Source organism: Neisseria sp. P0009.S010, from assembly GCF_051958545.1.
Taxonomy (GTDB): domain Bacteria; phylum Pseudomonadota; class Gammaproteobacteria; order Burkholderiales; family Neisseriaceae; genus Neisseria; species Neisseria subflava_A.
In genome coordinates this window covers 63,183-76,623 of sequence record NZ_JBQCVH010000006.1, presented here as the reverse complement: position 1 = coordinate 76,623, position 13,441 = coordinate 63,183, and the positions used below count along the sequence as shown (strand labels likewise).

The window sequence follows — 13,441 nt, the reverse complement described above, 5'->3', positions numbered from 1 at the left end:
TTACCATGCAAATGAAATACTTGACTAGGTACCGATTTGGAATTAGAATCTGTCCATATTGTTGCACTGCGAAATGAGAAACGTTGCTACAATAAGGCCGTCTGAAAAGATGTGCCGCAACGCTCTGCCCCTTAAGGCTTCTGCTTTAAGGGGCATCGTTTTGTCTAAATGGCAGGGATTAAAAAGGCCGTCTGAAATTTCAGACGGCCTTTGGTTTTACCAGATATCGGATTTGATTTTGCGTTTCAAGCCTGGGTGTTCAGAGAGTTTGAACTCTGGGTCTTTACCCATTTTCAGCTTGGCTGTGTAGTCTTTCAACAGCAGGAAGGCAAGTGGGGACAGGAGCAGGATGGCGACGAGGTTAATCCATGCCATGATGCCCATGGCCATGTCTGCCATATCCCATACCAAGGGTACGTTGGCAACTGCGCCGAAGTAGACCCATGCCAAAACCAGCATACGGAAAACGGCGGTAACCAGCCAATGGCTCTTGATGAATTGGACGTTGGACTCGGCATAGGCATAGTTACCGATAACGGTTGAAAAGGCAAACATAAACAGGATGACGGCAAGGAAGCCCGCGCCCCATTGACCCACTTGGCTGACAATCGCTGCCTGCGTCAACGCCGCACCGCTCAGGTCGCCGTAAGGCTGCTGATAGGTCAAGACGATAAAGGCGGTGCATGAGCAGACGATGATGGTATCGACGAAAACGCCCAGCATTTGAATCATGCCTTGGGAGACGGGGTGTTTCACTTCGGCAGCGGCGGCGGCATTCGGCGCGGAACCCATACCCGCCTCATTGGAATACAGGCCGCGTTTGATACCCTGCATCATGGTGGTCGAAATCAGACCGCCGAGGAAACCGCCTGCAGCCGAATCGAAGTTGAACGCGTTGGAGAAAATCTGACCGAACACGTCAGGAATCAGGGAAATATTGGTAGCAATGATGAAGAGTGCTATGACGAGATATAAAACCGCCATCAGTGGAACGATGATTTCCGCGGCTTTAGATACGCGGCGGATACCGCCGAAGATAATCGGGGCAGTCAGAATGACTAGGGCGACACCGACATAGTGTTGATCCCAGCCCCATGCCGCTTTGGTGGTATCGGCGATGGTATTGGTCTGTACGGCTTCAAATACAAAGCCGAAACAGAAAATCAGGCTTAGGGCGAACAAAACGCCCAGCCATTTTTGTCCCAGGCCTTGAGTTATGTAGTAGGCAGGACCGCCGCGGAAGTGGTGGTTGTCGTAGTCCCGGACTTTAAAGAGTTGGGCCAGTGAAGATTCGACAAACGCCGAACTCATGCCGATTAAGGCGGTTACCCACATCCAGAATACCGCGCCCGGCCCGCCGAGTTTGATGGCAATCGCCACGCCGGCGATGTTGCCCACGCCTACGCGGCTGGCCAAGCCGGTAACGAATGCTTGGAACGGTGTGATTCCGTGCGGATCATCACCTTGTTTGCGGCCACTCAGCATTTCTTTGATACTGCGGCCGAAGAGGCGGAATTGTACAAAACCGGTGGTAACGGTGAAAAAGAGGCCTGCGCCTAAAAGCATATATACCAACCCCGACCACATTGGGTCGTTGATGGCGTTTATCCAGCCGTGAAGCTGTTCGAAAAATTGATCCATACAAACCTTTCAGAGTTTCTGCATTTTCAGACGGCCTGTGTGTGGAGGCTGTCTGTAACTGGATGTATTCTAGCAGACTGTCAACAAACTGAAAAACGTTTACATATTCTTTTTTATATTATCTTTTTGATTATCATGTAATTTTATTATTATGGTGTAAAGAATTTATCGATTTAAACTCTTCCGTTTTACATATTTGAACAAAAAGGCCGTCTGAAAACAGAGTCTTGTTTTCAGACGGCCTTGATTTTATTTCAATGCGTTATTCGGGACGCATTTGTGGGAACAGAATCACGTCGCGGATGGTTTGCGAATCGGTCAGCAACATGACCAAGCGGTCGATACCGATGCCGCAGCCGCCGGTCGGCGGTAAACCGAACTCCATGGCGCGGATGTAGTCGGCATCATAGTGCATGGCTTCATCGTCGCCGGCGTCTTTTTGCGCCACTTGCGCTTTGAAGCGTTCGGCTTGGTCTTCCGGATCGTTCAACTCAGAGTAACCGTTTGCCAGTTCGCGGCCGACAACGAAAAGCTCGAAGCGCTCGGTCAAACCCGGTTTGCTGTCGGATGCGCGTGCCAATGGCGACACTTCGACAGGGTAGTCGATGATGAAAGTCGGGTTCCACAGTTTGCCCTCGGCGCAACCTTCAAACAGGGCAAGTTGCAGGCTGCCGATACCCGGAGACGGAGGCAGGCTTTCGCCGTGTTTGACGATTTCTTTTTTCAGCCATTCTTCATCGTTCAACTGCTCATCGGTGTAGTGCGGATTGTATTTCTTGATGGCACCGAGAATGGTCAGGCGTTCAAACGGGCTTTCCAAATCGACTTCTTTGCCGTTGTAGCTGATTTTTGCCGTACCGTTTACCGCGCGGGAAGCGTTGCGGATGATGTCTTCCGCCATTTGCATCATGCGTTCGTAGTCGGAGAAGGCTTCGTAGAATTCGATCATGGTGAATTCAGGGTTGTGGCGTACGGACATGCCTTCGTTGCGGAAGCTGCGGTTGATTTCAAACACGCGTTCCAAGCCGCCGACAACCAAGCGTTTTAGATACAGCTCGGGAGCGATGCGCAGGTAGAGTGGAATGTCCAAGGCATTGTGGTGAGTAACGAACGGTTTTGCCGTCGCACCGCCAGGAATCGGGTGCATCATTGGGGTTTCAACTTCCAAATAATGCTCGTTAACCATGAAATTGCGCACGGATTGGATGATTTGGCTGCGTTTGATGAAGGTATTGCGCGATTCTTCGTTGGCAATCAAATCGACGTAGCGTTGACGGTATTTGGTTTCCTGATCGCTCAAACCTTTGTGTTTGTCGGGTAGCGGGCGCAGGGATTTGGACAGCAGGCGGATGTTGGACACGCGCACGGTCAATTCGCCGTGGTTGGTTTTGAACAAAGTACCTTCCGCACCGATGATGTCGCCTAAGTCCCAGTGGTTGAAGTCGTCCAAAACTTCTTGGCTCACGCCTTTGTTATTCAAATAAAGCTGGATTTGACCGGTAACGTCTTGAATGGTGGCGAAGCTGGCTTTGCCCATTTGACGTTTGAGCATCATACGGCCGGCCACTTTGACGGGAATGCCTTGCGGGTCGAGTTCTTCTTTGCTGATTTCACCGTATTGGGTGTGCAGGTCGGCGGCAAAGCTGTCGCGTTTGAAATCGTTAGGGTAGGCATTGCGTTCTTTACGGATGTTGTGCAGTTTCTCGCGGCGCAGGGCGATGATTTGGTTTTCGTCCAACTGCGGCTCGATTTGAGGATTGTTTTGTTCGCTCATGGTGTTTTCCGGAAAAATGAGTCAGGCTGTCGGAGTTTTCAGACGGCCTGAATAAAGTGAAAAATTGGCTCTATTTTACGCGATGTCGGTGTTTTTTTCTATAAAGGCAGAAAGGCCGTCTGAAACCTGAAAAATCGGTTTCAGACGGCCTTTTGTTTTATGAAGGGCAGTTAGATATTGGTTTCCAAATAAACGACTTGGGTTTGCAGATATTCTTCCAAACCGTGTTTACCGTCCGCGCCGCCGATACCTGATTTTTTCCAACCGGCATGGAAGCCCTGCATGGCTTCGAAGTTTTCGCGGTTGATGTAGGTTTCGCCGAAACGCAGACGGCGGGTTACATAAAACGCTTCATTCAGATTGGTGGTATAGACGGAGCTGGTCAGGCCGAATTCGCTGTCGTTTGCCAAGGCTATGACTTGGTCGAGCGTGTCGAAAGTGGCAACCGGCAGGACTGGGCCGAAGGTTTCTTCCTTCATGATGTCCATGCTGTTGTCGGTATCGGTCAGCAGGGTAGGTTCAAAGAAGTAGCCTTTGCCATCGGCACGTTTGCCGCCGCAGACTAGTGTCGCCCCTTGTTTGACGGCGCGTTCGACTTTCTCGGAAACGGCTTTGACGGCGCGCTCTTCAATCAACGGGCCCATTTCCAGTGCGCCTGGCTCGGCTTCGGCCGGGTTGCCGTAGCGCACGCCTTTCATTGCGGCGGTCATTTTTTCGATAAATGCGTCTTTCAGGCTGCTGTGGACATATACGCGTTCGGCGCAGTTACAGATTTGGCCGGTATTGCCCACGCGTGAAGCCAAGATGGATTTCACTGCCAAGTCCAAATCCGCGTCTTTCAAAACGATGGCAGGGGCTTTGCCGCCCAGTTCCAGTGAGACTTTGGTAATGTTGGTGGCGGCGGCTTCCATTACTTGGCGGCCTGCATCGACAGAACCGGTCAGGCTGACCATATCGACTTGCGGATGCGATGCCAAGGCATTGCCTATTTCTGCGCCAGGGCCGTTGACGACGTTGAATACGCCGGCCGGTAAGCCTGAAGCGTGAACGATTTCAGCAAAAATGTGGCAGTTAATCGGGGTAACGCTGCTTGGTTTGACGACGATAGTATTGCCTGTTACCAAAGCCGGGCCCATTTTTCGGGCAATCAGGAAGAATGGGAAGTTCCACGGCAAAATGCCGGCGATTACGCCCAAAGGACGTTTGAACAATAAAATATTTTCGCGCGGGCGGTCGCTTTGGATGATTTCGCCTTCATAACGGCGCGCCCATTCGGCTTGATAATCGAGATAGTCGGCAGTGAACATGACTTCTATGCGTGCCAAGTCTTTGGTTTTGCCGCCTTCAGCAACAATAGTGTCGGTCAGCTCGTCGGCACGTTCGCGGATGCCTTGGGCGATTTTGCGCAGGTATGCGCCGCGTTCAACGGCAGGCAAACGCTCCCATGCAGTTTGCGCATCTCTGGCCGCGGCAACGGCACGATCAACATCGGCTTTTCCGCCTTTAGGCTCACGCGCGATGACTTCTTCGGTTGCCGGATTCAATACATCACGCCATGTACCGTTAAAGTCGGTTTCAAAGCGGCCGTTGATATACATAGACAGTTGTTTCATCAAACCTTCTCCTGTTGTTGTAGTTGGATGTAGTTTTAGTCTATGCCTAAATTGTCTGGCATACAAGAGGATTTAGCGTGGGTTGATGGTAGGTATTTGGAAGTTTTTAGAAAAATATGATGTGTGGGGAGTTGGGTTTGATTGATTTAAGAGGTTTGTGATGCTTTCAGTTACATCTATAACAGCATTGTGACAAAGCTCGAATATTCTTGATGTTGATAATAAGGGAGGTATTGAGTGAAGAAAGGCTTGATGGAGAATATAAAAAAACCTGCTTTTTTCAAGGCAGGTTTTCATATTTTGGTGGGTCGTGAGCGATTCGAACGCTCGACCAACGGATTAAAAGTCCGCTGCTCTACCGACTGAGCTAACGACCCGATAAGCTGTGCATTATAGGGAGATTGTTTCTTTTCGTCAACTGTTTTTTTGAAATTTTTTTCAAAAAACGTAAACCAGCTGTTATTTGGCGTTAATTCTCCCTTTTTCGAGTATTAATTATGTTATGATTTTCTAATCTGTCAGTTCTGATGGATATTTTTTAGACCAAAGGATATACAACATGAAAAAATTATTGATTGCTGCGATGATGGTGGCTGGTTTGGCTGCTTGTTCTCAAGAGGCGAAACAGGAAACTCAAGAAGCGGCTTCTGCCGTTGCTTCTGATGTGAACGCTGCTGCCGAACACGCGGCTTCTGCTGCCGATGCTGCTGCTTCCGAAGCTAAAGGCGCTGCTGAACAGGCTGTTTCTGACGCTAAAGAAGCCGGTGCCGATGCGAAGGAAACTGCGGAGAAAGCAATTTCCGATGCTAAAGAAACTACCGGTAAAGCCATCGATGGTGCTAAAGAAGCCAGCGACAAAGCCTTGGACGATGCAAAAGCTGCTGTGGGTGAAGCTAAAGATGCTGCCAAAGATGCGGCTAAAGATGCTTTGGGTAAAGCAGCCGATGCGACTCAAGAAGCTGCCGATAAATTGAAAGACGCTGCTAAATAAGCTGGTGTTTGATATTTGAAAAGGCCGTCTGAAATGTTCAGACGGCCTTTTTATATCGGCAGATTATTTTTTCTCTTGCTGACGCGTGTACACCAAAGAAGTCAGGATGGATGCACCCAGTGCGCCGAAGACGACGGACAGGGAAATGGAAATCGGGATATGCACCCAGTGCATAATCAACATCTTGATACCGATAAAGCTCAACACGAAAGCCAAGCCGTATTTGAGGAAAATAAAGCGTTCGGCAAAATCCGCCAGCAAAAAGTACATGGCGCGCAGGCCTAAGATGGCAAAAATGTTGGAGGTAAGGACGATGAACGGGTCGGTGGTGACGGCAAAAATAGCGGGAATGCTGTCCACGGCGAAGATGACGTCGCTCAATTCGATCATAATCAATACCAGTAAAAGCGGCGTAGCGATGCGTTTGCCGTTTTCAAGGGTAAAGAATTTTTCACCGTCAAACTGTGGGCTGGTCGGGATGACTTTTTTGAGCAGGGTCAGGATTTTGTTTTGGGAAAGGTCTTCCTCTTCTTCCGATTCGGGTTTCATCATGTGGATGCCGGTATAGAGCAGAAATGCGCCGAAAAGGTAGAGAATCCATTCGAATTGCTGTACCAGTGCCGCGCCGATGAAAATCATGATGGCGCGCAGGACGATGGCGCCGAATACGCCATAGAGCAGGACGCGGTGTTGGAATTTGGGTTCGACTTTGAAATAGCCGAAAATCATCAGGAAAACGAAGATGTTATCGACGGCAAGGGATTTTTCAAGCACATAGCCGGTGAAGAATTCGAGGACTTTTTCTTTGGCGACAACGGCCCCATAAGTCGGGTTGCCCGCCAGTTCAAAATAGAGCCAGCCTGCAAATGCGCAGGATACGGCCACCCAAATGCCGCTCCAGGCGAGGGCTTCTTTAATGCTGACTTTGTGGGCGCCGTTTTTTTTCAGCGATACCATATCGATGGCGATCATGATTAAGACGGCAATAAAGAAGATGCCGTAAAACATCGGCGAGCCGACGGACGGGTATTGGGTCATAAACAATCCTTGTGTGTGGGGTATGGGTAAGGTTTACCAAGACAGGTAGAACATCGCCTTGGCAAAAAAGACGATAAACAGCATATGGCTGAATACGACGGCGTGTATGTATTTCGACCAGCCGACGGTGAGGGTATGCCGTGCCATTTTGACGACGGCGATGGCAAAATGTACCAAAACGCTTACTGCCAACAGGATTTTGATGCTCAGCATGATGCCGAAGGAGCTGTCGAATGGGTGGTGCAGTATCGGCAGGTAGCGGTTGTATACCATCACGATGCCGCTGATGAACAGGGTAATGACGACAGGCGGCATTACGCGGACGGCACGATAGGACATGGCACGTTCGACTTCGCGGCGCGATTCACGCGAAACGCGGCCGGTGTGTAAAACGGAGAGGACCAGCATTTCGAAAAATACGCCGCCGACAAAGGCAATCGCGCAATAAACGTGGATGATGTGTGCCAGTGCGTAGATACTCATGACGGGTGTTTCCGGTAATTCAGACAAGTCGTCATTGTATCACTACCGAATGCGGTTGATGTATGCGCAATTTTATGCCAAATATATTAAAATTTATAAATATTCTTTTGGAATTGCCGTTTGTTTTTGCATTTAACCGTTCATCAAGAGCGTTATCTTAGTTTAATCTGTCTTTACTTATCAGAAAATATATTAATGAAAGGTTGTGCCATACTATTCCATATAAAGCTTAACCCCTGATGGAGAATCAAACCATGAAGAAAACTTTTGCAAAAACTGTGACCTTGATCATGCTGGCCGCTTCTTTGGGCGCGTGTGCCAATATGACTCAAACCCAACGCAACACTGCTGCTGGTGCGGTATTGGGCGGCGTGGCAGGTAATTTGATTGGTGGCGATACCGGCTCTACCTTGGGTGGCGCGGCTTTGGGTGGTGTTATTGGCAGTCAAGTTCATACCCGCTACTAATCCTTTATTCGGTTTAAAATAAAAAGGCCGTCTGAATGTTCAGACGGCCTTTTGTTTTGTGGTTTATTCGTTGACGAAGGTTACACCGGTCAGTTGCGATTGCAAAATGGCAGTGCGCAAAGCAGTCAGTGCTTTCGGTCGGACAAAGTTGCGGCGATAGGCCAAAACGACACGGCGGTGCGGTGCAGTGCCTTCAAACGGGATAATGCTGAAAAGCATGTGGTCGTTTTCGGTCAATGCGGTAGCCGGCATGACGCTGATGGCCAGGCCGCTGGCAACCATGTGGCGGATGGTGTTGATGGAGCTGCCTTGCAGGGTATTGGTCAAGCCCTGGATTTTTTGCTTGGAAGCCAATTCGGAACAGCTTGCCAACACTTGGTCGCGCATACAGTTGCCTTCGGACAGCAGCAACACTTGTTCTTCGCCTAAAAGCTGAGGCGTAACGGCATCGAGTTCTTCAAAGTGATGGCCTTTGGGAACAATGACGAAGAAAGGTTCGTCATACAGAGGCTCGGTCACGATGCCCGGCTCTTGGAACGGTTCGGCAACGACGATTGCATCGACATCGCCGCGTTTGAGCGACTCGGTCAGGATGTGGGTATAGTTCTCTTCCAGCATCAGCGGCATTTTCGGTGCGGTTTCACGCAGCGCGGTAATAAGCTTGGGCAGAAGGTAGGGGGCAACGGTGAAAATCAGGCCGAGTTTGAATGCGCCTTCCAATTCGTTTTGCTCTTCATTGGCAAGGTGCTTGATGAGTTCTGCTTCTTCCAGAACCCGGCGGGCTTGGGCGACAATACGCTCGCCTGCTTCGGTCGTGATGATGTCGTTGCTGCTACGGTCGAACAGGGATACCGACAGCTCTTCCTCCAGCTTTTTGATGGCGATGGAGAGGGTGGGCTGGCTGACAAAGCAGCGTCGTGCGGCACGTCCGAAGTGACGTTCTTGTGCGACGGCTACGATGTAACGCAATTCGGTCAAGGTCATGTGTTAAGCCTTTTTTTGTTCCGGTAGGGTGATGTTCAGCTCAAGAACGTCCAAGCCGTCTTGTTTCTCTTGGGAGATGCGGATGTCGTCCAATGATACGTTGACGTATTTGGACAGGACTTCCAACAACTCTTTACGCAGAGTCGGCAGATAGTCCGGAGCTTGGCCTTCTTGTGCGCGCTCTTGCGCGATGATGATTTGCAGGCGGTCGCGCGCGACTGTGGCGGTTTTCGGCTTTCTGCCGAACAGCATATCGAGCAGTGACATGTATTAACCTCCGAACAGTCGTTTTAAGAAGCTTTTCTTCTCAGCTTCGAGGAAACGCATTTCGCGGTTTTCACCCAAGAGGCGGGCGATAACGTCCTTGTAGGCTTCTGCTGCTGCAGCATTGTCTTGGTGAATGACAGGTTCGCCGGCGTTGGAAGCTTGCAGAACGTTTTGTGATTCAGGAATCACACCGATCAACGGAATACGCAAGATATCGCAGATGTCTTGTACAGACAGCATTTCGCCTTTAGCCACGCGCTCAGGGGAGTAGCGGGTAATCAGCAGGTGCTCTTTAACAGTACTACCTTGTTCGGCTTTGCGGGATTTGCTTTGCAAAATGCCCAAGATACGGTCGGAGTCGCGGACGCTGGATACTTCCGGGTTAGTGGTAATGATGGCTTCGTCGGCAAAGTAGAGCGCCATCAGCGCACCTTGTTCGATACCGGCAGGGGAGTCGCAGATGATGAATTCGAAGCCCATTTTTTTGCTGGCCAGCTCTTTCATCACGTTGTCCACGCCTTCGCGGGTCAGTGCGTCTTTATCGCGGGTTTGCGATGCAGGCAGGATGTAGAGGTTTTCGCAGTTTTTGTCTTTAATCAGGGCTTGGTTGAGAGTCGCTTCGCCGTGGATGACGTTGATGAGGTCGTATACGACGCGGCGTTCGCAACCCATAATCAGGTCAAGGTTGCGCAAACCGACGTCGAAGTCGATCACGGCAGTTTTGTGGCCGCGCAGGGCCAGGCCGGTTGCGATGCTGGCGCTGGTAGTGGTCTTGCCTACGCCGCCTTTACCTGAAGTTACTACGATGATTTTGGACACGATATTTCCTTTTTAAGTACTGATGTTTATTCGGCGTCGATTGCGCTGATAACCAGTCGGTTGTCTTGCAATGATACTTGTACGGGTTTTTTGTGCAGATGCTCGGGCAGGTCTTGCTCGAAGTTGCGGTAGATGCCGGCAACGGAGACTAATTCGGCCTGCATGGAATGGATAAAGATGCGTGCGTTGGTATTGCCTTTTGCACCGGCCAACGCTCTGCCGCGCATGGGGGCGTAAATATGGATGTTGCCGTCGGCGATAAGTTCCGCACCTTGGCTGACGATGCCGGTAACGATGAGGTCGCCGTTTTCAGCGTAAACCTGCTGGCCGGTACGCACGGGCGTGCTGACCAATACGGTCGGATTGTTGATAACGGTCGCTTGTACGTCTTGCGGCTGCGGTGCTTGGCGAGGAGTAGGTGCTGCCTGTGTGTCGGCTGCCTGGTTGGAGTTGCCTTGTTTGAAGACCAAGTGGTAACGCGCTGCCGCTGCCGCCCATGTGTCGCTGGTGTGGTGCAGCCCTAAAATTTGCATACCGTAACGGGCAAACAGGGAAATCATGCCGCCCAAATCGATGGATTCGGGATGGTCGAAATCTTGTACGTCTAAAATGAAGGGAACGAATTCGTCTTGGGATTGGCCTGCCAGTTGGCGCAGGAATTCTTCCAATTCGGTTAGATCTGCGGTGTGCAGATGGATGGATAAGACGTCCAAACGTGACGTTTTTATGTCGAATGCGGGTTTCATTGTAATGAAATAATAAAATTTTTTAATGACGTAAGTTTACCGTGTAAATCTTGGCTATTCAATCTGTTTGGCCGTCTGAAACCAAAATATTTTGTTTGAACGTTTTTCAGCTGTATTTAGTGTGGTTTTTTGGTGTGAACGTAGGTTTCAGACGGCCTTGGGGAAGGGGTAGCCGTGTGTGTCGATGTCATCGGCGGCAGCCCACGGCGTGTGGATGAGGGTGGACGGCAGGTGCGCCAATTCGGGGAGATAACTGCGGATGTAGCTGCCGTCGGGATCGATTTGATGTGAACGATGGGCATAGCGGACGGTGGCCGTGTCTTGTGCGGTGAGGTGCCAGTTGGCTTGGTTGAGCGCGGGGTCGGTGCCGGTTTGGACGGAAGCTGTCCATGCGATGCCTTGGTTGGGGTCGAAGTTGAGCGCATGGCAGAAATAGTGGGCGCACAGCTGCTGGAGAACGGGGTGTAAGTGGCCGGTGGCTTCGAGGCCGCGGATGGCGGCGTCGATGATGGGCACGCCGGTTTGGCCGTGTCGCCAGTATTCGCGTACCGGAGCAGCATCGGTTGTTTCGGGCAGGCGGCGGTGGTAGGCGAGCTGGTAGCAGTAGTCGCGGAAAATAAGCTTGTCCAGCCACTCGAAATGTCGGTTTGCCAAGCCTTCAGCAGCCAGTAGGCGCGGTGAAATGCAGCCTGCGGACAGGTAGGCATTGAGGAGGCTGGTGTTTTTTCGTGCCGGAAAATTTTGGGTAATCGGGTAGTGAACCAAATTCTGTTTGAACGCGTGCCATTGCGTTAAGGCTGCGGTTTCGCCGCCCTGCTGATAGGCAGGCAATATTGCTCCGGTATGGGCTGGAAACAGTGGAACGTTTTGTCCGGTTTGAACAGGCAATTCGGTGTCAGACGGCCTTTGTCCTGAATAAGCCTGCAACCATGCTTGTTTATAGGCGGCAAAATCGGTGTAGGGCAGGCCGTTGGCATCCATGAGGGGGGATTTGGCCAAAATGCCGCGGTCGGTGGCGTGTTGCAGGGGAATGCCTGTGCGGTCGAGATTGTGCCAGAGGTGGTTGTCTTGGCGGATTTCGGCTTCGGTGTAGGCTTCGTCTGTGATGACGGTATGGGCATTGAGCGAAGCGGCCAAGGGGAGGAGGTCTTCGTCGGAAGCGACGACATATAAAGGAATATAGTGCGCCGCCAGACGGGTATGCAGCTCTTGTGCGGCTTGATAATGGAACAGGCTTTGACGCGGATTGTGGTTTTCAGACGGTCTTTGGCTGACCCAGACGCAGGTGATGGGCAAACCGCTTGCAACGGCGGCATTAAGCGCGGCATTGTCGTGCAGGCGGAGGTTGCGGCGGAACCAGACAAGGACGTGAGCAGATTTCATGAGCATGTTCCGACGAAAAAGGGGAAACCATTTTATCAGAATCGGCCTCATGTATCAGGCCGTCTGAAAAATCTTTTGGTTTGATTTCGCTATATAATTTTGGTTTTAGCAATGAGGCGGCAACCATGACCGAGCAAACCGTTTTGGCACTCATTACCTGCCAAACTTATCCCGAACCATCAGACAACCTGAAAACATTGGCGGCATGCTTGGAAAGCATGGGCGTGAAAACCGTATTTGATGCGTGGCAAAACCATCCGTCCGTGCCGTTTTTACTGCCTTTGTGCGCATGGGATTATGCCGCCGAACCCGAAGCCTTCCGCCAATGGCTGGAACAAGCCGAGCGGGCGGGGCAGTGTTTTATCAATCCGCCCGAGTTGATGGCTTGGAATATGGAAAAGACTTATTTGTGCGATTTGGCGGCGCGCGGCGCGCAAGTGATTCCCAGCGTGTTCGTTCCGCTGCAAAAAACCGAATTGGCCGACATCCTGAACCAACAGGGCTGGACGGAAGCGGTCATCAAGCCGGCATTCGGGCAGAGCGGCAAAGGCGTGGTTAAAGTTTGTGCGGAGGCATTGGACGTGGATATGGCGGATTATCCGCAAGGTATGATTGTTCAACCTTATATCCGCGAAATCGAAACGGCGGGTGAAACCTCGCTAGTGTTTTTCAACGGCATATTCAGCCATGCCGTGCGCCGTCAGCCGCCACAAGGTGAATGGCGTGCCAACTCGGCCTATGGCGTGTCGGTGTTCGGTATTGAGCCGCCCGAGTTTGCCGTCCGTGCCGCGCAAGACGTACTGGCTGCCTTGCCACAAATGCCGGTTTACGCCCGAGTGGATGGTACATTGGTCGGCGACACCTTCCTGCTCAATGAATTGGAACTTATCGAGCCCGCCCTGTATTTGCACACCAGCGAAGGCGCTCCGGAACGTTTTGCCCGAGTGTTGGTGCAGTTGCTTGGGCAACATTCATCAACCTGATTTTATCAATATAATTAAAAAGCCTCAGGCCGTCTGAAAACCATCTTTCAGACGGCCTGAAGCTTTTTAAAACAAGATTTGCGTGTTTGTATTTTTCAATAATGTGCCATTTGTCGATTGTGTCATTTTAATTGATGCAGTCTTAATTAATGGTTGATTAACTTTCATTTGGCATTTTATCTCGGCCGCAGCCTTTATTTTTAGCGGATTGTAAACAATCTGACCGGTCTAAATAGATATCTTTTTAGGGTA

At 50.8% G+C, this 13,441-nt stretch carries 13 protein-coding genes and 1 tRNA gene; 3 read left to right on the top strand and 11 right to left on the bottom strand.

Annotation, left to right across the window (positions count from 1 at the left end; translation table 11 throughout):
• Positions 1–216: 216 nt before the first annotated feature.
• The 4 genes from ACTHSN_RS07795 to ACTHSN_RS07780 all read right to left on the bottom strand — a co-directional run bounded on the left by ACTHSN_RS07795 (position 217) and on the right by ACTHSN_RS07780 (position 5,405).
• Complete coding sequence (locus ACTHSN_RS07795) at positions 217–1,641, bottom strand: alanine/glycine:cation symporter family protein (protein ID WP_070461270.1); 1,425 nt, start codon at positions 1,639–1,641, stop codon at positions 217–219.
• A gap of 262 nt (positions 1,642–1,903) precedes the next feature.
• Entirely contained in the window at positions 1,904–3,415 is a 1,512-nt protein-coding gene (gene lysS, locus ACTHSN_RS07790; protein ID WP_070461269.1) for a lysine--tRNA ligase, read from the bottom strand.
• Positions 3,416–3,585: 170 nt separating this feature from the next.
• Entirely contained in the window at positions 3,586–5,028 is a 1,443-nt protein-coding gene (gene aldA / locus ACTHSN_RS07785; protein ID WP_107769523.1) for an aldehyde dehydrogenase, read from the bottom strand.
• A 301-nt stretch (positions 5,029–5,329) separates the two neighbouring features.
• A tRNA-Lys gene (locus tag ACTHSN_RS07780) sits at positions 5,330–5,405 on the bottom strand.
• 182 nt (positions 5,406–5,587) lie between these two features.
• On the opposite strand from ACTHSN_RS07780, the gene ACTHSN_RS07775 reads away from it, so the two are divergent.
• Positions 5,588–6,019 carry an Ag473 family lipoprotein gene (locus ACTHSN_RS07775; protein WP_003749309.1) on the top strand — a complete coding sequence of 144 codons (432 nt, stop codon included), beginning with the start codon at positions 5,588–5,590 and terminating at the stop codon, positions 6,017–6,019.
• Positions 6,020–6,082: 63 nt separating this feature from the next.
• On the opposite strand, the gene ACTHSN_RS07770 is transcribed toward ACTHSN_RS07775, so the two are convergent.
• Together ACTHSN_RS07770 and ACTHSN_RS07765 are read right to left on the bottom strand one after the other, a co-directional pair.
• Positions 6,083–7,057: a TerC family protein gene (locus ACTHSN_RS07770; protein ID WP_107811066.1), complete on the bottom strand. Its 975-nt coding sequence runs from the start codon at positions 7,055–7,057 to the stop codon at positions 6,083–6,085.
• Between the two features lie 33 nt (positions 7,058–7,090).
• The gene (locus ACTHSN_RS07765) at positions 7,091–7,540 is read right to left on the bottom strand and encodes a CopD family copper resistance protein (protein WP_036493576.1); all 450 of its coding nucleotides are present in this window, start codon (positions 7,538–7,540) and stop codon (positions 7,091–7,093) included.
• 254 nt (positions 7,541–7,794) lie between these two features.
• Between ACTHSN_RS07765 and ACTHSN_RS07760 the strand changes: the two genes are divergently transcribed.
• Positions 7,795–8,007 carry a glycine zipper 2TM domain-containing protein gene (locus ACTHSN_RS07760; RefSeq protein WP_003684747.1) on the top strand — a complete coding sequence of 71 codons (213 nt, stop codon included), beginning with the start codon at positions 7,795–7,797 and terminating at the stop codon, positions 8,005–8,007.
• Between the two features lie 63 nt (positions 8,008–8,070).
• Here the strand turns inward: ACTHSN_RS07760 and ACTHSN_RS07755 are convergent, their stop codons facing one another.
• The 5 genes from ACTHSN_RS07755 to ACTHSN_RS07735 all read right to left on the bottom strand — a co-directional run bounded on the left by ACTHSN_RS07755 (position 8,071) and on the right by ACTHSN_RS07735 (position 12,206).
• Positions 8,071–8,991, bottom strand: coding sequence for a hydrogen peroxide-inducible genes activator (locus ACTHSN_RS07755; RefSeq protein WP_049330768.1), 921 nt, complete (start codon positions 8,989–8,991; stop codon positions 8,071–8,073).
• A 3-nt stretch (positions 8,992–8,994) separates the two neighbouring features.
• Complete coding sequence (gene minE, locus ACTHSN_RS07750; RefSeq protein ID WP_003680625.1) at positions 8,995–9,258, bottom strand: cell division topological specificity factor MinE; 264 nt, start codon at positions 9,256–9,258, stop codon at positions 8,995–8,997.
• 3 nt (positions 9,259–9,261) lie between these two features.
• Positions 9,262–10,077 carry a septum site-determining protein MinD gene (gene minD / locus ACTHSN_RS07745; RefSeq protein WP_070461265.1) on the bottom strand — a complete coding sequence of 272 codons (816 nt, stop codon included), beginning with the start codon at positions 10,075–10,077 and terminating at the stop codon, positions 9,262–9,264.
• A gap of 26 nt (positions 10,078–10,103) precedes the next feature.
• Complete coding sequence (gene minC, locus ACTHSN_RS07740) at positions 10,104–10,823, bottom strand: septum site-determining protein MinC (RefSeq protein ID WP_070461264.1); 720 nt, start codon at positions 10,821–10,823, stop codon at positions 10,104–10,106.
• Positions 10,824–10,970: 147 nt separating this feature from the next.
• The gene (locus tag ACTHSN_RS07735) at positions 10,971–12,206 is read right to left on the bottom strand and encodes an FAD-binding domain-containing protein (protein WP_234396217.1); all 1,236 of its coding nucleotides are present in this window, start codon (positions 12,204–12,206) and stop codon (positions 10,971–10,973) included.
• Positions 12,207–12,331: 125 nt separating this feature from the next.
• On the opposite strand from ACTHSN_RS07735, the gene ACTHSN_RS07730 reads away from it, so the two are divergent.
• Positions 12,332–13,189: an ATP-grasp domain-containing protein gene (locus ACTHSN_RS07730; RefSeq protein ID WP_107811068.1), complete on the top strand. Its 858-nt coding sequence runs from the start codon at positions 12,332–12,334 to the stop codon at positions 13,187–13,189.
• The last annotated feature ends 252 nt before the right edge of the window (positions 13,190–13,441 follow it).